Origin of the sequence: Sphingopyxis sp. LK2115, assembly GCF_014595975.1 — a bacterium.
Taxonomy (GTDB): domain Bacteria; phylum Pseudomonadota; class Alphaproteobacteria; order Sphingomonadales; family Sphingomonadaceae; genus Sphingopyxis.
Window position 1 is genome coordinate 1 of sequence record NZ_JABWGQ010000009.1, and the last position, 17,356, is coordinate 17,356.

Annotated in this window: 14 protein-coding genes; 7 read left to right on the top strand and 7 right to left on the bottom strand. The window is 59.0% G+C overall.

Annotated elements, in window-relative coordinates; all coding sequences use genetic code 11:
• Positions 1–696 precede the first annotated feature (696 nt).
• Positions 697–1,044 carry a hypothetical protein gene (locus HUW43_RS01445; RefSeq protein WP_188235769.1) on the bottom strand — a complete coding sequence of 116 codons (348 nt, stop codon included), beginning with the start codon at positions 1,042–1,044 and terminating at the stop codon, positions 697–699.
• Positions 1,019–2,188, bottom strand: a complete 1,170-nt coding sequence (locus HUW43_RS01450) for a tyrosine-type recombinase/integrase (RefSeq protein WP_188235770.1) — start codon at positions 2,186–2,188, stop codon at positions 1,019–1,021. Before HUW43_RS01450 ends, HUW43_RS01445 begins: the two co-directional genes overlap by 26 nt.
• Before the next feature lie 357 nt (positions 2,189–2,545).
• On the opposite strand from HUW43_RS01450, the gene HUW43_RS01455 reads away from it, so the two are divergent.
• The 4 genes from HUW43_RS01455 to HUW43_RS01470 all read left to right on the top strand — a co-directional run bounded on the left by HUW43_RS01455 (position 2,546) and on the right by HUW43_RS01470 (position 5,101).
• Complete coding sequence (locus tag HUW43_RS01455) at positions 2,546–3,841, top strand: tyrosine-type recombinase/integrase (protein ID WP_188235771.1); 1,296 nt, start codon at positions 2,546–2,548, stop codon at positions 3,839–3,841.
• A gap of 539 nt (positions 3,842–4,380) precedes the next feature.
• Positions 4,381–4,596 (top strand): hypothetical protein, encoded by a 216-nt coding sequence (locus HUW43_RS01460; protein ID WP_188235772.1) that lies wholly within the window; start codon positions 4,381–4,383, stop codon positions 4,594–4,596.
• Complete coding sequence (locus HUW43_RS01465; protein ID WP_188235773.1) at positions 4,593–4,778, top strand: hypothetical protein; 186 nt, start codon at positions 4,593–4,595, stop codon at positions 4,776–4,778. The genes HUW43_RS01460 and HUW43_RS01465 overlap by 4 nt, the downstream gene beginning before the upstream one ends.
• Positions 4,775–5,101 (top strand): hypothetical protein, encoded by a 327-nt coding sequence (locus HUW43_RS01470; RefSeq protein ID WP_103001829.1) that lies wholly within the window; start codon positions 4,775–4,777, stop codon positions 5,099–5,101. Before HUW43_RS01465 ends, HUW43_RS01470 begins: the two co-directional genes overlap by 4 nt.
• A gap of 43 nt (positions 5,102–5,144) precedes the next feature.
• Here HUW43_RS01470 and HUW43_RS01475 read toward each other — a convergent pair whose 3' ends face one another.
• The 4 genes from HUW43_RS01475 to HUW43_RS01490 are packed head-to-tail and all read right to left on the bottom strand — an operon-like array spanning position 5,145 to position 12,611.
• Positions 5,145–7,160, bottom strand: a complete 2,016-nt coding sequence (locus HUW43_RS01475; protein ID WP_146032643.1) for an ATP-binding protein — start codon at positions 7,158–7,160, stop codon at positions 5,145–5,147.
• Between the two features lie 12 nt (positions 7,161–7,172).
• On the bottom strand, positions 7,173–10,106 hold the full coding sequence (locus HUW43_RS01480; protein WP_103001831.1) for a DEAD/DEAH box helicase family protein: 2,934 nt from the start codon (positions 10,104–10,106) through the stop codon (positions 7,173–7,175).
• The gene (locus HUW43_RS01485; RefSeq protein ID WP_188235774.1) at positions 10,106–12,244 is read right to left on the bottom strand and encodes a site-specific DNA-methyltransferase; all 2,139 of its coding nucleotides are present in this window, start codon (positions 12,242–12,244) and stop codon (positions 10,106–10,108) included. Before HUW43_RS01485 ends, HUW43_RS01480 begins: the two co-directional genes overlap by 1 nt.
• Positions 12,245–12,293: 49 nt before the next feature.
• Positions 12,294–12,611, bottom strand: a complete 318-nt coding sequence (locus tag HUW43_RS01490) for a HigA family addiction module antitoxin (protein ID WP_103001832.1) — start codon at positions 12,609–12,611, stop codon at positions 12,294–12,296.
• Between the two features lie 326 nt (positions 12,612–12,937).
• On the opposite strand from HUW43_RS01490, the gene HUW43_RS01495 reads away from it, so the two are divergent.
• On the top strand, positions 12,938–13,300 hold the full coding sequence (locus HUW43_RS01495) for a phosphoglycerate kinase (protein ID WP_188235775.1): 363 nt from the start codon (positions 12,938–12,940) through the stop codon (positions 13,298–13,300).
• A gap of 43 nt (positions 13,301–13,343) precedes the next feature.
• On the opposite strand, the gene HUW43_RS01500 is transcribed toward HUW43_RS01495, so the two are convergent.
• Positions 13,344–13,697 carry a hypothetical protein gene (locus HUW43_RS01500; protein ID WP_103001833.1) on the bottom strand — a complete coding sequence of 118 codons (354 nt, stop codon included), beginning with the start codon at positions 13,695–13,697 and terminating at the stop codon, positions 13,344–13,346.
• A gap of 239 nt (positions 13,698–13,936) precedes the next feature.
• Between HUW43_RS01500 and HUW43_RS01505 the strand changes: the two genes are divergently transcribed.
• Both HUW43_RS01505 and HUW43_RS01510 read left to right on the top strand, forming a co-directional pair.
• Positions 13,937–14,422 carry a hypothetical protein gene (locus HUW43_RS01505; protein ID WP_103001834.1) on the top strand — a complete coding sequence of 162 codons (486 nt, stop codon included), beginning with the start codon at positions 13,937–13,939 and terminating at the stop codon, positions 14,420–14,422.
• Entirely contained in the window at positions 14,422–16,818 is a 2,397-nt protein-coding gene (locus HUW43_RS01510) for a type IV secretory system conjugative DNA transfer family protein (protein WP_188235776.1), read from the top strand. Before HUW43_RS01505 ends, HUW43_RS01510 begins: the two co-directional genes overlap by 1 nt.
• Positions 16,819–17,356 lie beyond the last annotated feature (538 nt).

Genomic DNA, 17,356 nt, shown 5'->3' on the forward strand with positions numbered 1-17,356 from the left:
GCCTAGCTCTGCAATTACAGATCGCACCGCCTAGCTCTGCAATTACAGATCACAACCTCAAATCTGTGCCATTGGCGCTGAAGGCAGACAGGTGAGACCGGAGCGAACGGACACAGGACAACTACCCCCGGCGGCGAGCGGAGATTGTCCGCTCTGTTGCCAAGGGCAGCCCGGTCCGTTCAAGCATGGCAGTCGGAGCCGACCGTCGCTTTCGGACGCTTCCGGGCGAGGGTTCGCCGGATGCTTGGTGGTTGCTTACGACGCTGTTCCCCGCGCCGCCGGTCGCCCCTCCACCTTTCGGACTGGGCTTGCCAATATGACCGGACCCCACTGGTTTGGCATTTCCACCCGCGCCGCCAGTGTATCCAGCCGCCCGGCGAGGGTGCCCGGCATGCAGCCGGGATAGGGCTGTGTCAGGCCGCTTCGCCTTCGATCAGGGCGCGAAGGCTGCGGGCGGTTATCAGGGTTCGCTTGCCGAACTTGCGGGCTTCAAGCCGCCCCTCAGTGATCAACTGATAGAGGTAGGTCCGGCCAAAGCTGCTGACCTTTCACGCTTCGCTGACCGAATAGGCCAGCGGCGCAAGGGCATCTGCGGAAGTGGTTTCGATACTCATTTCGCCTCCAGATTGCGCCCGGATATTGGCGGGCATCAGCGGAGGCACTTTTAGCGCGCGGCTGGAGCATTGGCGCGAACGGTTAATCTCGTTTATTCTGGACTGAGTTTTTCGCTTCCGCGTCCAAGGCTCTTTTGATGCCCCAAGCAAGTCGCCTTTGTTGGCTTTGCAACTTACTGCCAGTCAGCGCGGAATCCGTAAGAACCAGTGCAATTGCGGTGACCGAGCGTGTGTCTCCGCGATCGATCATGCGCAGTGCAGCGGCCACCTGTTCCTTTTCCCAAGGATTCGACGGCCCCGATGGCCGCCCTGCACGTTTCTTCGGCTTGCCCGCCAGTTCGCTTAGCAGATGTTCCGCATCCTTTCGGGGAATTCGGATGGCGCTGAAATCGATACGCAGGTGCTCAAAATTGGTCAGCTCCCAATCCATGGACTCGATAATGCCTGATACCCAGTCGATAGGCCGCGCGCACCTTGTCGGCGTCGCCGTGGGCAAGTGCCCGTTCGATTGCGTCTGGGTTCCACTTTCCGCTTTCGTTCAACAGGGTGGAAGCCATCGCCCGGAAGCCATGCGCCGTCATTTCATCGGTCGCATACCCCAGCCGCCGCAGTCCGGCGTTGATTGTGTTTTCGCTCATGGGGCGGGTGCGGGTGCGCATGGAAGGGAAAACGTAGCCACTAGGCCCAGTCACTGCCTGCACTTCGCGGAACAAAGCCACCGCTTGCCTTGAAAGCGGCACGTGGTGAGTTTTACGTGATTTCATCTTGCCTGCCGGTATGATCCAGAGCGCGCCGTCCAGATCGATTTCACTCCATTCGGCATGGCGCAGTTCACCGGGGCGGACAAACACATGAGGCGCAATCTGCAAGGCAAGCTTTGTAATCCCGCTTCCCTCGTAATCGTCGATGGCGCGCAGGAGTTCGCCCGCCTTCTTTGCGTCGGTGATTGCGCCGTAGTGGGTGACGGTCGGCGCAGTCAGTGCGCCGCGCAAATCGCGGGTAGGGTCTGACACCAGCCGCGCCGTTGCCACCGCATAGCGGAACACGGCCCCCGCCAGTTGCAGGCTGCGCCGCGCACTTTCCAGCTTTCCCTTGCCTTCGATCCGGCGAATGGCTGTCAGCACGTCCGCCGGTTCAATCTCGCCAATGGGCAGTTTGCCGATGGACCCGCAGACAAGAGACAGCAGATATTCGCTGCGCGTGGCGGTAGCGGGGGCCCAGCCTTTCATGCCGTCGCGCCGCCGCTTCTCGCAATATTCGTCGCAGATCGCCCTGAACGTATCCGCCGCCTGAATGCGCGCGCGGACCTTTTCACGCTGCTTTTCTCGTGACGGGTCTTTGCCAAGGGCAATCAGTTCCCGCGCTTCCTCACGCCGTCTGCGCGCCTCGCCTAGCCCGATTTCGGGATAGGCTCCGATGGCCAGCAGTTTTTCGCGGCCATCGACACGATACTTTAGCCGCCAGAGCTTGCCCCCGGCTGGCGTGATCAGCAGGAACATGCCGCCGCCGTCCGCCAACTTGATCGCCTTTGCGCCGGGTTTTGCATTGCGAATGGCTACATCGGTCAAAGCCACGGGATTGCCTGCCTTTCGGGGGCTATACCCCCAATATACCCCCAATACATGGGGGTATCGACTTGGCCGTTTTGCATATACCCCCTATCATACCCCCAGATGCTGGTGGCTGAATGCGAACGCGGGTGAACGCTTGCGACCTGATAACCTCTAAATGCCTCGGATTTTTGGGGTTTGTCTAGACGCCTGCGAATATCGGCGGACAGGAAAATGGAGCGGGTGAAGGGATTATAACAAGCCACTACAAATAAACAATATTTTTTGCTACAATGACCCACACAGAACCTACACAGGTACGGCATATCAAGCACTTACGCCGCCAATCTGCACAGTTTCTGCACAGTGGGAAGCGGAGAAATGAGTTTCATCCTCGATAAAGAGCAGATCAAGCCCGGCCTTATCATCTTCCGACGCGGCGACGTCGGGCACGACCAGTATTACTGCCGGATCAGAATCCAGAACGAAGACCGCTACAAGACAATTTCGCTGCGGACGGCGGACCGGCAGACGGCCCGCGACCGCGCGATGGACGAGTATGCCGATATCCGCTTTCGGGTGAAACACGATGTTCCCGTATTCAACCGCCCCTTCTCGCAGGTGGCGGAGGAATATGCGGACGCCCAACAGCGGCGCGCCAACGCGGGCGAGGTCAGCCAAGCCCGCTGCAAAAATATAAGAAGCAAGATCGACGGGCCTCTCAAGGCTTATGTCGGCAGCACACAGATTCATCTGGTTACGCAAGACCGCTGGTCGGAATATCCGCTGTGGCGACGCGAAAACGGCGAAGGCCGTCGCAAGAGCGTCATCAGCGATTCCACTATCCGCATCGAGATGACCATTTTCGCAGCCATCATGAACTTTGCGATCAGCAAGCGGTACGTTCCCGCGCATCATCGCTTCGAGGGCATGCCGAAGCTCAAATCGAACCGCCGCGACGAGTTCACGCTTGAGGAATACCGCAAGCTCCACACCAAAGGCCGCAAGTGGATGAAGGAGGCGACCACGCCGCAAGGCGTCTGGTATCGCCAAGTCTGCTACAATTTCATTCTCATTATGTGCAACACGGGGATGCGCCCGCCAGAAGCGAAGAACCTGCGCTGGCGGGACATCACCACCGCAAAAGACAAAGACGGACAGGAAATTCTTGTCCTCTACGTTCAGGGCAAGGGCAAAACCCGTAAGTTGATTGCCCCTATCAGTGTCGCAAAATACCTCGACCGCATCCGCGAGCTTTCCAAGGCGACCAAGCCGGACGACCATGTCTTTACGATTATCAACGGCAAACCGGCAAAATGGCTCTATCGGGACACCGTCGAAGAGTTATTGAAATACACCGACCTTCGCGAGGGGCCGAGCGGCATTCCCCGCACGACCTATTGCTTCCGCCATACCTACGCCACGCTCCGGCTCTCCGCCGGGGTGGATGTCTATATCCTCGCCCAGCAAATGGGCACCTCCGTTAAGATGATCGAGCAGCACTATGGGCATGTGAACACCATCAAACATGCCGACCGCGTGCTTATGGGCATCGGCGGATGGGATGCGATGCATGCCGAAATGAACGCCGAAATCGACGAGCTGGAAGCCAAGGCCAAAGAGGTGCAGTCCATCAAAGCCAAGCAGACGGACAAACCGAACCGCCCCAAACGCTAGCGCGCATCGCACCAGCCATCGAGTTCGATGGCCGATGCAACAGAGCTATGCGTTTCTGCCGGAGGTCACGACGCGCCGCTGGCGCTCCCCGGTCGTGGAGTCCGGCCAAGCGGGCACGGGAAAAAGGCGCGCCGAGCTTCAAGCGCCCCTGTGATCGCGTCTTTCCGCGAAGCCGTTGCCTCAGCCGCTGGCGAACCAGAGGCAATGGATAGCGGGGCCTGCCTTCATGCAGGCCATCTTTACCCCAAAATCGCCATATCTCAGGATATGCTGCCGACCTTTTGAACTGTCACTGCACCCTTTGCAGGCGTGGGCTTTGTTCTCGGCTCCGTCCTGAATTCCCCTTGTCTTGTTTGCATCCCCATCGGGCAGCGTCATGCCCCCTGCCATGCGCGGGCGCTCATGGCGTCAACAGGAAGCCTCGGCTCCCCCGTCCGCAGGCGTCCGGTCCCCCCAATTTTCCTGTGTGACGCCGCGCCATCGCGCCTGGCTCTCCGTGGGCACGCCCGAAAGGGAAATGCAAACCAAGGAGAAAAAACATGACGAAAAAATCCGAAACCAAAGCGCCCGCGCTGATTGCGTGGCACGTCAGAGAAGCCAAAGGCGGCAAATCCTTCTGGACGCGCATCGGGGCCGCTTGGCCGCACCAGAACGGCGACGGCCATACTCTGCAACTCGACCTCTATCCGCTGGACGGTCGCATTGTTCTGCTCCCCCCGAAAGCCGACGAAGCGGCGGAAGGCGGTGCAGCATGACCCGCAGCCAACGCCTCTCCAGTGGGCTTAACAGCATCTTTGACCATGTCAGCTTTATGCTCGACAACTACGATAGCATCACCGGCGACGCACGCCGCGACCTCCAAGAGGTGCTCTACATCGTCGGTGCGGCTCAGGACGAAGCCGCCCAACTTCCCCTCTCAGAGGGAGGTGCAGCATGAGCCGCCTCTGCAAACGCTATACGGAGCATCACGAAACCGTCTGGAACGGCGTGACCATATCCATCAGCTACGAACCGCGCTGGCTCAGCCTTGCCGACGATTACGGCCTCGACACGGCCCACCTCGAAATCGAGGCCATCGCGCCCGAGCGCGCACCGCTTCCCATCACGGAAACCGGCTACCGCTCGCACTTTACGACGGCAAATGCCGTCGCCGCCATGGGCGGGCCGGTGGCGCTTGTACGGACATGGCTGGACGAGGAAGCCGCGAGTCCGGCGTGGCGGCTGCACGAGGCCGCCGGCCGCCAGCTCACCCTCTTTTGAGGGTGAGTTGCGCGTCGCTGTTATAATTGGGGATGTCCGTCCGTTACGGGTGGCGGTCATATCGGAGCCCGGCAGCATTCAGGAAAGCGTGGTTCCTGAGCCGCGCGTCGGACAGCAAATCCTTCCACTCGATGACTTCGACCATGCCCCTGAATTTCCCGCCAAGCTCCTGAATACGGCCCCGACCGTTTGCGGTCGTCCGCCAGCCATTTGTGTGGATTTCCAGTTTGCCAACAATATCCGCAACGACGTAGCAGTAGAAAACGCAATCATCCGCGATTCTCACTCTCGCGTTGTTGAAATCTTCAATCTGACCCGCCTTGAGCTTGGTTATATACTCGCTAATCTGATTCATCGGCGAATAGCGCTCTTCGTAGTCTTTTCGCCCCGGATGCTTGAACTCGACAAGCATCACTTTTGTAAGCGGCTCGTCACCTTCCGCTCCGAGGCCATAAAGCCGGTCGTAAATCAGCAAGTCAGGACGTTTGGTGCTATTCTCGCCTTCCAGAATCTGCGTGAACGGTACATCGGATGCAAAATACTTTTGGAATGTGAGGCGTTCGTCAATGATCCATAGATCATGGTCTGATTGCTCAACCTTGCTGGGGTCATCGCCCCGCATTTTCATTGGGCAGATGAATTGGTGGAGCGTCTCTTCAAGCTGGTAGTCTTGAGAGCCGTTATCCCGCTCCCGAATGCGCCGAAGAAGAACTTCCATCACGTCTAGAACAGTCTTCCTTCGAAGGACATATTCTGTAAGTTGACGCTGTTCCTCCGCGCGGATTTCATCAGCGGCTTCCCGTACAGCTTCCGCAAAATCCGCCGGAATCGTCTGTTTTCCGTCCAACTGCGCGACGATCTCTTGAATCGTCTCGTTCCGTTCCTTATCGCGCCGAATGCGGAACGGAATCAGCGCCCTTGCGAACTCTTCGGGTTTGATAGCGTTTTTCGGAGTGCGCTCCAAAAGCCGCTCCGCTTCCTCAAACCCAAATGAGGGGTAGTCTTTTACGAAGTCCCGGAGCGTGCCGAGACGCTGCGTGTCGAACTCCCGTATCTCTTCACCGATTGCGTCGGAACGAACGAACCCTGCGCATTGCCGAACTATTTCCTCAACTATCGACTCGTCAAAATTGAACTGTGTGCGCTCTTGATTGACCCTTTCATTAAGGTAATCGCCAGACACGCAGCCGTGATACACGCGGTCGCTGTCAGGACCGAAGCGTCCAATGCCGATTAAGCCATCAATCTTCCGGGTAGTGACAGTCCGGCCATTCGCAACCAAATGAATCTGGTGGGAGCCGTCAAAGTTCGCACTGGCATTCTTGTGGCAAACGAAGCTTGCCAAAGAGAGGTCGCCGAAGTCGTCGGTAGGCAGCGTTGCAACGCCTCGATCTTCGATTTTGAGATTCTGGATTTCCTCGGGGAACGTCGTGCTGTTTCCGTCGATATCGACAACAATTCGTGGGGATTTTCCGAGAATAAAATCTGCAAAAAAGTGCGAGCCGAAATGTTTGACAATGGTAGCCGCTTGGCTGGGGAATTTCGTGCGATATGCGCTCCCCCGCAAGCCAGAGAAGGTGATAGACGTTCCGGTGTTGGCACTAGCGCCGTCGATTTCCGCAATTTCTTCGTCAGTTATTTGATCGGTTGATTCTAGCCGAAATGAAAACGAACGCCGGAAGAGTTTGCCCTCGTCTTTGTAGATGCTGATGACTTTGACCCGCTCAAAGGCATCGAGCCAGAGCAAGCGTCCAACGCCTTTGCCGCCGCGCGCCATCTTGTAGTCTGTATCGGTCGTGCAGAACGCTTTGAACCGCGGAGGCTCAAGGCCAATCCCATTGTCATCGACGATAATTTCAATGTCATCGGGAGAGCGTGGGTTGCGGATGGTGACGGTAATAGAGCCATTCGATTGATACAGAGCTTCGCCGAAACCGTCTTCGACGGCATGAAGCGAGTTGCTCACCGCTTCAAATACCGGCTGTAGAGCCTCTGCTGCCAGCGACGGCTTGGGAAACCGTTTGACCCGATTGACGATATCTCCCTGCATGGTTGTCATGAACTTGCCCCCTCAGAACGCAAACTTCGCCTGCCCCTTGTCTTCGACAGGGCGCAGGCGGGCATAGGCGAGAAGGTCGGCAACCGAGCCGCCCTTGTCCCGCCAGCCGTAGAACGCATCTTCGCCCAAGAGGACGTAATGCCATTCGGCATGGCTCCGCTGTTCTGGCGTAATGGCGTTGATCCGGTCGCACCACGCGACCGCCGCCTTGCGCTTGCGAAGTACGTTCGGCGTCGTGAGTTGGTTTTGCGCTTTCGTCTCCACCAAATAGATGGAATCTCCTGCCCTTACGAGGAAATCGGCAGAATAGAAGGCAGGCAGGCCGTCTTCCTTGATATAGCGAAGGCGAGCGAAGGTGTGCTTCTGCTCGTTCACCTTGCAGAACGCATCGACGCTGGCGTCCCGCTCGCAGCTTTCCATGAAAGCCTGTTCGAGTCCGCCGCTGCGGGAAGGATATGGCAGGCGCAAGTAAATCGCCTTTTCGACAGCCAGCGATGAACCTTCGCGCATGGCGAGCTTAGCAACCTCGGAAAGACGGCGGTGCGCCACTTCGGCGTCTGCTACGATTACGCTGTCCTCAGCTTCCAGAATTGCGCGCGCCCAAACCTTGATAATGTGCTCTGTCACCGGGTCGATGAGCAAAACGCGCCAGTTTTCATCGACAAGCGGGTCCACTTCACGCTTGAACAGGTAATGACGGATGAAGGTGTCGATACCTTCGGCCAACTCCGCGCGGTTGATCTGGATGTAGGGAAATTTGCTCGCATTGGCGAAGGCCTTTGAGCTCGACGTCGTATCCGTCAGCGTCACGGCTTCGGTGATCCGGCGCGTGATGCGCGACAGATAGTCGTTGTATCCGGTGGCTGTCATAACGCCGCCATGCACCCGATAGTCGCCAAAGCGGGTCTTCGCCTGAACGTCTTCGGAATGGAATTTCTCGCCGTGCCCGAGTTGGCTCTTGAGTTGTTCAAGGCTGAAAGCGCCGAACGGCGCCAATGAGTCCGGGCTAATCCGCGTATCTTCCAGTTCCTCCACCTGCTCGCGCAGAATGAATGGAATGGCGAAATCGTAATTCTCGAAGTCGGGGCGGAGGCCGACCGAAATCAGGTCACCAGTGCCGCTGGTATTCCTGTCATCCTCATCGTCCGATTCAGCAGCCAGTCCCTCCTGAATCAGTTCTTCATAGAAGCTCTGGAAGGCCGGATGCTCGACGATAGACAGAATGTCGATCATGTTGGAAGGCGTTTTGCCGCTGCGGATAAGCTGGCGGTTCTCCCGCTTGATGTCATCGTATTCGTTGCCGCGCCACATTAGGCGCAGGCCGCGACCGATGGTCTGTTCGAGCAGGATTCCGGCGCTCGACGCGCGTAGCGGAACGATCACGCAGATGTTGTTCACGTCGAAGCCTTCGCGCAGCATGAGCACGCTGACGATGACGCGCGGCGATTTATGCCGGTCCACGTCGAACAGGCGTTCGCGCAGCACCTTCCATTCGTCGGGCTTCAATTCGCCCTTGCGGTTGGAATCGACCCTCAGCACCTCATCGTCGGCCAGCCCTTCAAGCTGCATGAACTCGGCGACAAGGGGCGTCACTGTGGTATCTTCGCAAACCACCAACATCTTCGGGTGCTTGTCGGGATCGAGACCCTCGAAATCGGCTTCGAGCTTTCGGAGCTTCGTCAGGCCCGCGCGGAGCATGATCCGCTGCCCTTCGGACAGCATCGGATTGCCGTTTTCGTCGCGGTCAGCCTTGAAATCCAACTCTTCATGACTGAGCGCGCCAATCTCTGAGCGCTTGTCGAGCACAAGGGATTTGACCAGCCCGGCCCGCATAGCCGTTTTCAGGTCGAAATCCACGACGATGTGCGGGAAGAAGGACTTTCGACTGTTCCGGCCAGTGCCGACCTCATTATAGGGGGTCGCGGAGAAGTCCACCTGAACAAAGCGGCGGCCCTTCGGCTCGGCGATCAGGTTGAGGCTTTTTTGCCATTCAACCTCCGTTACTTCACCTTCGCGCTTGAACTCATGGATATGGTGCGCCTCGTCGTTGAAGACCATGAGGGCGGGCAGGTCTTTCAGATAGGAAAGAATGCCGCCTCTCTCATAACGTCGATTCAACACGTTCAGGTCATTGCCCTGACTCGTTCCCGGCGTCAGCGGAAGGATACTTTGCACAACGGTCTTGGGGTCAGCCGTCTGGCCCGGTGACTCGATTTCTTCGTCCTCAAGCGGTTCGCCTTCCTCCGAAAGCACATGCCAGTTGGAAATGGCGATGATCCCGCCCGCCGTAACCTTGCGGCCAATTTCTTCCTTCGGGCAAACAGCGCCTTGGACAAAGCGGAAGACCTCATCGCGATAGGCGTCCGGAATGAACAGTTCTTGGAAGATGGAGAGGTCGGAGATCGAAAAATCGCGCTTGCCGTGCCGCTCCTTGCCCATGAAGGCGTCAAGCAGTCGGTCGTAAACGATCAAACCGGGCGCGACGACGAGGAAATTCTTGGTAAAGCGGGCATCATCCGGCGCGCGATTGGCATTGAGAACCTGCCAGACCATAAGGGCTTGCAGCACCCATGTCTTGCCGGTGCCGGTCGCCATCTTAAGGCAGTATTTGGGATAGGCGTTTTTTGGTGCGCGGATGGTTTCGGAATCCCGCGTGCTCGCCAGCAACACATCCGGCGCGGCAATCTGGTAAAGTTCCGGCAACGTCGAAATTCCCAGCACTTCATGGGCGTAGATGACATTGAGCAGGGCCTGCCGCTGGCCGGGATGGAAGTTGAAGGACCGCGCGTCCTGAAACTCGGCCTGAAACCACCACTTGAGCAGTTCCGCCGTTATTTCCGAAACCTGATCGAGGATCGGTGCCTCGCCGGTTTCCAGACCGACGCAGGCTTCCTCGGCTTTGGCTGTCAGGCCCTTAGCAAGCGAAAAATCGTCGATGCTCGCCATCACGCCACCTCAACCGTTGCTTCGGCCTCGAAGCCGAACACATCGACCACGCGCACACAGATACGGCGCGGGCCATTCTTTTTGGGGAGGCCGGTGAGCCGCGCCGTTCGGATGACGCGGTAAGGGTCGTTATCGTTATCGATGTTGCCGCGATAGTCCTGCCAAACAGAGCGGAAGACCTCGCCGTCATAGTCCGGATCGACGCTCCAATATTCGATCAACGCCATCGGATCGGCGTTGATGACCTTTTGCAGCTTGTCGCGATTGGCTTCGTCTAAGTTCAATGCCTCAGGCGACAACAACACATAATTGGCAATCTCGACGGAAAGGGACTCGCCATCCCCCTCCGGCGTTCGCGTAACCGCGCCGAGCTTGAGGTATTGCAGCGACGAGAAGCGCACTTCGTCTGCCTTGAGCTTGTGCCCCTTCTTTTTGAGCCGGTCGAGAAGGTCGGGCGGGATGACCAGCACTTCGAGCCGGTCGCCTTGACCCAGCGCCTCGATATCGTGTCCGATAGTCGGCGAGAAGTTCCAGCCAAGAACCACCACCTTATCCCATCCGCCCATGAGGTTATCGCGGATTTCAATGGCGCGGCGCAACGTGGCAAGGCCCGTCATCTTGTTCGGGCTATCGGCCAGAACAAGCGTCTTGCTCCCCTGAATCCGGCCCATGTTCTTGTTCGGGTTTTCTTCGACAGGCAGCGGCAGCGCGCCGAAAAGGCCGAGGACGATTTCGGCGAGGTCGCCGATGCGGAACTTCGCACCCATCGTCGAGCGCATCTGCTCGACCTGATAGTCGCCGATGTGCTGGTAAAGGAACGGTTTCGCATCCTGATCGATAAGGCGCTTTCTAGTGACCATACACGCGGGCTTACCGAGATCAGACGTAATCCAGCGTCTGCCCATCTTTTCTGCAACCGCTGCGGTCGTTCCAGATCCGGAAAAGAAATCAGCTACAAGGCCGCCCTCACTTGTTGAGGTCTCAATAACTCTGCGGATCAAGCCCTCCGGCTTTTGAGTATCGTATCCTGTTTTTTCTTTTTCCTGCTCAAGCCACTTGACATCCTGATCGATGCATTCTTCGGAATTGTATAGAGTTCCTTGAGTATTTGCTTGGTATGCCCAAATGTCCTGATAAGGAACTCCGTCTGTCAAATATTGCTTATACATAGGCTGACCCCCTTCTTTTTTGGGTATAACCAGAAGGTCTGCCTTAAGGCACTCATCAAGAACTTGCTGAGTTGTCAGCCCTTTAACATCAATATCCAGCAACTCGATTGTTTTAGATGGTATGGCCCAGTGACGTCGTGCTCGCGTAGGGTCGTAGCCATGCCACGGCTTCCCGCTGTCACCACTACGCACTCCCGGGCCAGTGAGGTAGTTTGGTTGATAAATTCCGCGATGATCACGATACTTAAATCTGGACTCGATATATCCGCGTGAGAAGGGGCGCTTTCCCGGATGAAACTCAAACTTCTCGGACTTTGAGTAAAAAAGAATCACGTCATGTATGGGTCCGTACTGCTCAGTGGTTTTGTTGTGGGAATTACTTCTTCTCCAAACTATTTCATTCCTAAATAGCCACTGACCAAAAATGTCATCGATGACAATCTTAACGTAATGAGATATATTTGGTCCTAAGTGAACATATAGAGAGCCTGTCTCTTTAAGCATTTCTCGCATTAAGTACAGGCGCGGCGTCATGTGGGCAAGATATGAGATTGTACCATCGGCCCACGTGTCCGAATAAGCGAATTGCTCCATTGGTGTCGGGCGACTATCGATATCAGCCCCGGGTAATTGAATAGACGTCCTGTAATCCGCCCGACTATCAAATGGTGGATCAATATAAATAAGATCGACTTGCCCACGAAGTGAAGGGCGCTCCCTATCACCAGCCAAAAGTGCTGCCATTGCAAGAAGATTATCGCCGTAAATTAGTCGATTTGGATTTTCGTTCAATTCATTGCGGAATGGACTGCGAAGTAAATCCTTCCAGTTGCTATCCCGCGACGGGATGACCAATTCGCGTGTTTGCAAGCCGAGTCTATAGTTGCTCTCTGCGCGCTCCATGACACGTTCGGCCTCGCGCTTCCCTTCGGCCACAATGGACGGCAACTGTTCGAGCAAACTTTTCATTAACAACCCCTTCGACTCAGTCTTTTGCGCGTGGTTACAGCCGCTTCGGCTAGGAATCGCGCGGTTTTTCCGCATATCGCTCGACCTTGATATCTCCCGCCCGCTTGCGCGCTTGGGCTATGTCGTAGCTGTTCTGCATTCGCATCAGCGTCTCCATGGAGACGCCAAACGCCTTCTCGATCCGGAGCGCCATTTCCGGCGACAGGTGCGCCCGCTCGTTGAGCAGCGCAGATAGCGCGGGCCGTGTGACGCCGAGCACTTCGGCGGCATCCGTCACGGACAGACCGTGCGGTTTCAGCACTTCATGCTTCACGAATCCGCCCGGATGGGCGGGTTCCTTTAGCCGAACATCGGCCTGATTTGGCATGTGCGGTATCCGGTTGAATTGCCCCTTGAATCGGCTGTCAGCCTATCGGACGGATCGTTGCCTGTAAAGACACGCTTTACATAACCTTTGAAGCGTGAGCCGTGTCCGGCATCCGGCACAACGGCACATCCATCTCCGCATTTGCTCCTGCGGTGTTGTTCCGCCCTCAGTCATGCCGCGTTACTGGCGTCGGGCGCTTTGCCGTCAATGGGCTGCCCGCACCACCCCTTCGGGCCGTGTTGCCCATGACGGCAGCAGCTTGGCCCCGCCGCTCCGAGGTGCCGCGTCCTTCGGGACGAACAACACCAAACAAAAGGAGCAATAAAATGGGACTGGATATGTATGCACTTGTGACCCGCGAGAAACCGGCAACGCCCTTCGGCTTCAAGGTCGAAGATGCCGCTGAAATCCACTACTGGCGCAAGCATCCGAACCTGCACGGCTGGATGGAAAGCCTCTACTTCGAGAAGGGCGGCGCGGATACGTTCAACTGCATCACGCTCGCCCTGACGGCAGAAGACCTCGACCGTCTGGAAGCGGACGTGCGCGCTGGGCATTTGCCGCCAACCAGCGGTTTCTTCTTCGGCGAATCCGACGGCAGCGAAAGCGAGGACGACTTGATGTTCATCGCCACCGCCCGCGCGGCCATCGCCGAGGGCAAGACCGTATTCTATGACTCGTGGTGGTAGGCCGATCTGCGGCGGGGCGCGGCATTGCCGCGCCCTCGCAGCGTTAGACCTTGACGAACCGCGAGCCGACAATCGCGGCGCGCGCGGTTTCATCACTCCAATGCAGACGGTCTACCTTGCCTTGGCCGATTTTCCCGCGCTGACGGCGTATCGCTTCGCCGCGTTTGAGCGGATAGAGCGGGCGCAGCCATTGCGGCGCAGGCTCGACCGTGCAGGCCGTCACTTCAATATGCACCCAGCCGCCCCGGTCAATCTTGACGATTTGACCCGTGATGACGCGATGGCCGGTGATGACCGGCCTTTTCTTGGAATGGCGCGGCTGCGGTTTCCAGACCGGCTCGCGCCAGCGGATCACGTCCGCCACGATGAAATCAGTGCCGCAAGACAGCCATTTCACATCTCCCCCAATCCGGAGGCGCTCTACCCGTGCGATGCCGTAGAGGCATCTGCGCATGCGCGCCTCTGTATGGTAAGCTTGACGCGCCCCCTGTCTCTTTAGATTGTGAAGGGGAAAGACGTTTGTGCGCAAGTACATCTGCAATGCCCTGTCCACGATGCAGGACTTTGCAAAGATTTACCGGGACGGGTTGCCGCTCTGCACAAACATACAGGCGTATGTTTACTAACGGGGGCCACATGCCGGAGGACAAACCAAGCGCACCAACCGGAGATGAGGCGCTAAGCGCTTGGGAACGCGGCGCGGGCGATACGCCTGATGAGCCGCCGCACCCGAAACTCGCCGCTCTCAAATCCCGCTTCGCCGCGCATACCGATGTATGCAGCTTGGAAGACGTGCTTTCCGCCGCGATGAATGATGCGGGCGAGGCCATGCCGGTGACGGTGGAGGTGCAACCGGGATTACTCGCGCTTCTCGCGCACATCGAGAAACTCGATTCGGCCCGAGTCGGGCGGAATCCTGCGCCGCCGTCGCGCTTGCTCGCGCAGATTGTCAGCAATCACCTCGAAAATCTGCTGCATACCATCGTAACCGACCCAACCAGCCATCCGCACTATGCGGACCTCTGGAATGCCCTCTGCGCCGCCGAAGGCGCGCCGGAACTGGCGGTGACGACCGGCGCGGCGGCGAACGGGACGCCGCCCGCTGAAGGAGGGCCGTTCTGATGCGCGCGGCGACGAAGCCCTTGCGGGCCGTCGCCTTGTCGCTGGCGCTTGCCGCGTCGTCTTGGCCTGCCACCGCGCAAGAGGCTGCGCCAAGCTGGCAGAAAGATAACCCGATATTCCGGCAGGGCGGCGAGCCGCGCGGGCTGGTGCTCCCGCCCGCGCAGCAGCGTGTCTTTGACCGCGATGCTGCGTCGCTGGCCGATATCCGCGTAGAGCTTGCCGAAGGAGAGTATCGCCACAAGGCGGGCGAGATTGGCGCGGCGGCATGGCGCAGCCGCGCCGCTGAACTGCAAGCAGCGGAAACCGCCCTGCGCCTCAAATGGCGGGGCATCGGCACGGGCCAAGACCTCATGCTGAGCAGCGCCGCCGATAGCATCGCCCGCGAACGCATGGCAGCGCTCCGGGCGCAATACGACCCGCCCAAACAGCCGACCCCTTGGAACTACGTCACCGCGCTTGCAGGGATTGGCAAGGATATGGCCGTGGGCCTGTTTCGAGACAGTATCGGCTTTCTCGGCAGTCTGTTTTCCAGCCTGTTCGGCCCGCTGGCCGTGCTCGTGGGCGTCGTCGGGCTGATTTGGCTGGTGAAGGACAAACGGCGCAAACCGAAGCCGAAACCCGCCCTGTCCGACAACTACGGCTCCGCCCGCTATGCGGAGGTACGCACCAACCTTGCCCATGAATACGACGGTCACAGGGGCGTGTTTTTCGGCAAGAGCAGCGCGCCGGAGCTTTCAGCCATCCCCATCGAGCAGCAGACGGGCGCGCCCGTGCTCTCGACGCCGGAGCACCATACGCTGATTGTCGCGCGCACCCGCACCGGCAAGGGCACCCGCGTCATCGTGCCGACGCTTTTGCGCTATGGCGGCTCGGCGATTGTGATCGACCCCAAGGGCGAAAACGCCGCCATCACGGCGCGCATCCGGCGCGGCACCCTCAATAGCGCCGTCCACGTCATCAACCCGTGGGGCGAACTGGCGGAGACGTTCAAAGAGCGCGGCCTTGCACCCGCGACCTTCAATCCGCTGGATGTGCTGGTGCGCGACGACCCCAACGCCGTCGCGGTGGCGCAGGCGCTTGCTGCGGCAGTCTGTCCAACGACCCCCGGCGACAAAGACCGCTATTGGCAGGGCAGCGCGGCCAACGTTCTGACCGCCGTGCTCTTGTGGATTACCGACCAGCCGGGCGAGCAAAAGACGCTCGCCCGCGCGCGGGAGATTGTGAGCCTCAGCCGGAAGGATTTCACGGAGAGGTTTCTGGTGCCGATGGCGGCCAGCAGCGCCTTCGGCGGGGCGATACGGGAGATGGTCAGCCCGTATCTCGACCTTGCCCAAGAGACTTACAGCGGCATCATGTCCAATCTGTCGGAGGCGACCAAGTTCCTGTCCGACCCGCAGGTGAAGGCCGCGACCGCCCAATCATCCTTCGACATGCAGGGCCTCATCCGCGAGGCGGTGACGGTCTATCTGGTCATCCCGCCCGACCGCATCGACACCCAGCGTACATGGCTCCGGCTCATGACTACGGCGGCCATGCATACCTTCAAACGCTATCCGCTGGGCGGGCGTCCGCCGCACCGCTGCATGATCTTGATGGACGAGTTTCCGGCCTTGGGGCGCATCGAGGATTTGCCCCGCGATATCGCCACCATGTCCGGCTACGGCATCGACTTCACCCTGATTGTGCAGGGCCTCGACCAGCTCAAAGACCTCTACGGCGCGGCGGCGGGTACCATCCTCTCGAACTGCGCCTACAAATGGTTTTGCAACGTCAACGACCTTGAGAGCGCGAACTACCTCTCCGAAACCTTGGGCAAAGTGACCGTGCAGACGGTCGGCCATGGCGAGGGCCAGAACTTCGGCCCCGGCGGCGGCGGGCATAGCGAAAACCTCAACTACGGAGAAACAGGCCGCCCGCTGCTCATGCCCGACGAGGTGCTGGCCTTGGGCCGTGACGTGGCCATTGTCCTGAATCCCGCCGACCGTCCGCACTATGTGCGTCCGGTCGATTACTGGCGGCTGCCCGAGGCCTTCGCGCCCCTCGCCAGCGCCTATCCGCATCTCTATTGGGAACCGCCCTTAGCCTACGACGACAACCCGTATTTTGTGCGGGGCGGCAAATCGGACGGCGGCCAAAGGGACGGTTACGGGGGCCGCCAGTCCGGCGGCGCGCATCAGCGCGCCGCAAAACCCAACGGCAAAATGACGCGCGCGGAAGCGCTCGATCTTCTCGGCCTTGCGGAAGGCGCAACCGCCGCCGAAGTGCGGGCCGCTTGGAAGCGGCTGATGCAGAAGGTGCATCCCGACACGGGCGGCTCCGCCCGTTTCGCGCAGATGCTCAACGAGGCCCGCGACGTGCTCGCCACGGGCGGCGGCGACGAGGGCCGCGCGGGATGAAAGCATCGCCGCACTGCCCGCCTTCGTGCTATGCTGCGGCTCATCCCGCGCCGAGCGAGTCGCATACGGTTGTATGCAGACGGCGATACCCGCCCTCGCCGCAAGCGCTCGCTACCCCACACCCCAGCACGTCCCGTGCTATCCTAAGTTATGGCTTAGGAGAGTGTGCAAGCCATGTGCGGACTGACCGTCCGCACCCCGCACCTGAAGGCGCTGGCTTGGCAAGGAAGGCGCTTCGCCCTCCCGTTGCATCCCTCCCGAGCAAGGGGTTTCACACCCCTGCACCCGTGCGGGGAGCCTTCGTGCTCCCTGCGACCCATGACCGGGGCCTTGCCCCCGGACCCCACCAAGGCACGTCGTCCTTGGAACCAGACAAGGGGTTATCGCACCCCTCGACCACTCGCCGGAGACTTCCGCGTCCCGGCACCCACGGCCAGAGCTTGCGCGCTCTGGGCAACGCGCAGGCGGCTTTCATGCCCCTGCACCCTGGTCGCGTCCGTCAAGGTGGTGTAATTTCGGCTGTGGCCGTGGGCCATCG

Excerpts from the sequence above, each read along its gene's own strand:
- HUW43_RS01445 (WP_188235769.1), bottom strand. The coding sequence starts at position 1,044 with ATGGATTGGGAGCTGACCAATTTTGAGCACCTGCGTATCGATTTCAGC.
- HUW43_RS01455 (WP_188235771.1), top strand. The coding sequence starts at position 2,546 with ATGAGTTTCATCCTCGATAAAGAGCAGATCAAGCCCGGCCTTATCATC.
- HUW43_RS01460 (WP_188235772.1), top strand. The coding sequence starts at position 4,381 with ATGACGAAAAAATCCGAAACCAAAGCGCCCGCGCTGATTGCGTGGCAC.
- HUW43_RS01465 (WP_188235773.1), top strand. The coding sequence starts at position 4,593 with ATGACCCGCAGCCAACGCCTCTCCAGTGGGCTTAACAGCATCTTTGAC.
- HUW43_RS01470 (WP_103001829.1), top strand. The coding sequence starts at position 4,775 with ATGAGCCGCCTCTGCAAACGCTATACGGAGCATCACGAAACCGTCTGG.
- HUW43_RS01475 (WP_146032643.1), bottom strand. The coding sequence starts at position 7,160 with ATGACAACCATGCAGGGAGATATCGTCAATCGGGTCAAACGGTTTCCC.
- HUW43_RS01480 (WP_103001831.1), bottom strand. The coding sequence starts at position 10,106 with ATGGCGAGCATCGACGATTTTTCGCTTGCTAAGGGCCTGACAGCCAAA.
- HUW43_RS01485 (WP_188235774.1), bottom strand. The coding sequence starts at position 12,244 with ATGAAAAGTTTGCTCGAACAGTTGCCGTCCATTGTGGCCGAAGGGAAG.
- HUW43_RS01490 (WP_103001832.1), bottom strand. The coding sequence starts at position 12,611 with ATGCCAAATCAGGCCGATGTTCGGCTAAAGGAACCCGCCCATCCGGGC.
- HUW43_RS01495 (WP_188235775.1), top strand. The coding sequence starts at position 12,938 with ATGGGACTGGATATGTATGCACTTGTGACCCGCGAGAAACCGGCAACG.
- HUW43_RS01505 (WP_103001834.1), top strand. The coding sequence starts at position 13,937 with ATGCCGGAGGACAAACCAAGCGCACCAACCGGAGATGAGGCGCTAAGC.
- HUW43_RS01510 (WP_188235776.1), top strand. The coding sequence starts at position 14,422 with ATGCGCGCGGCGACGAAGCCCTTGCGGGCCGTCGCCTTGTCGCTGGCG.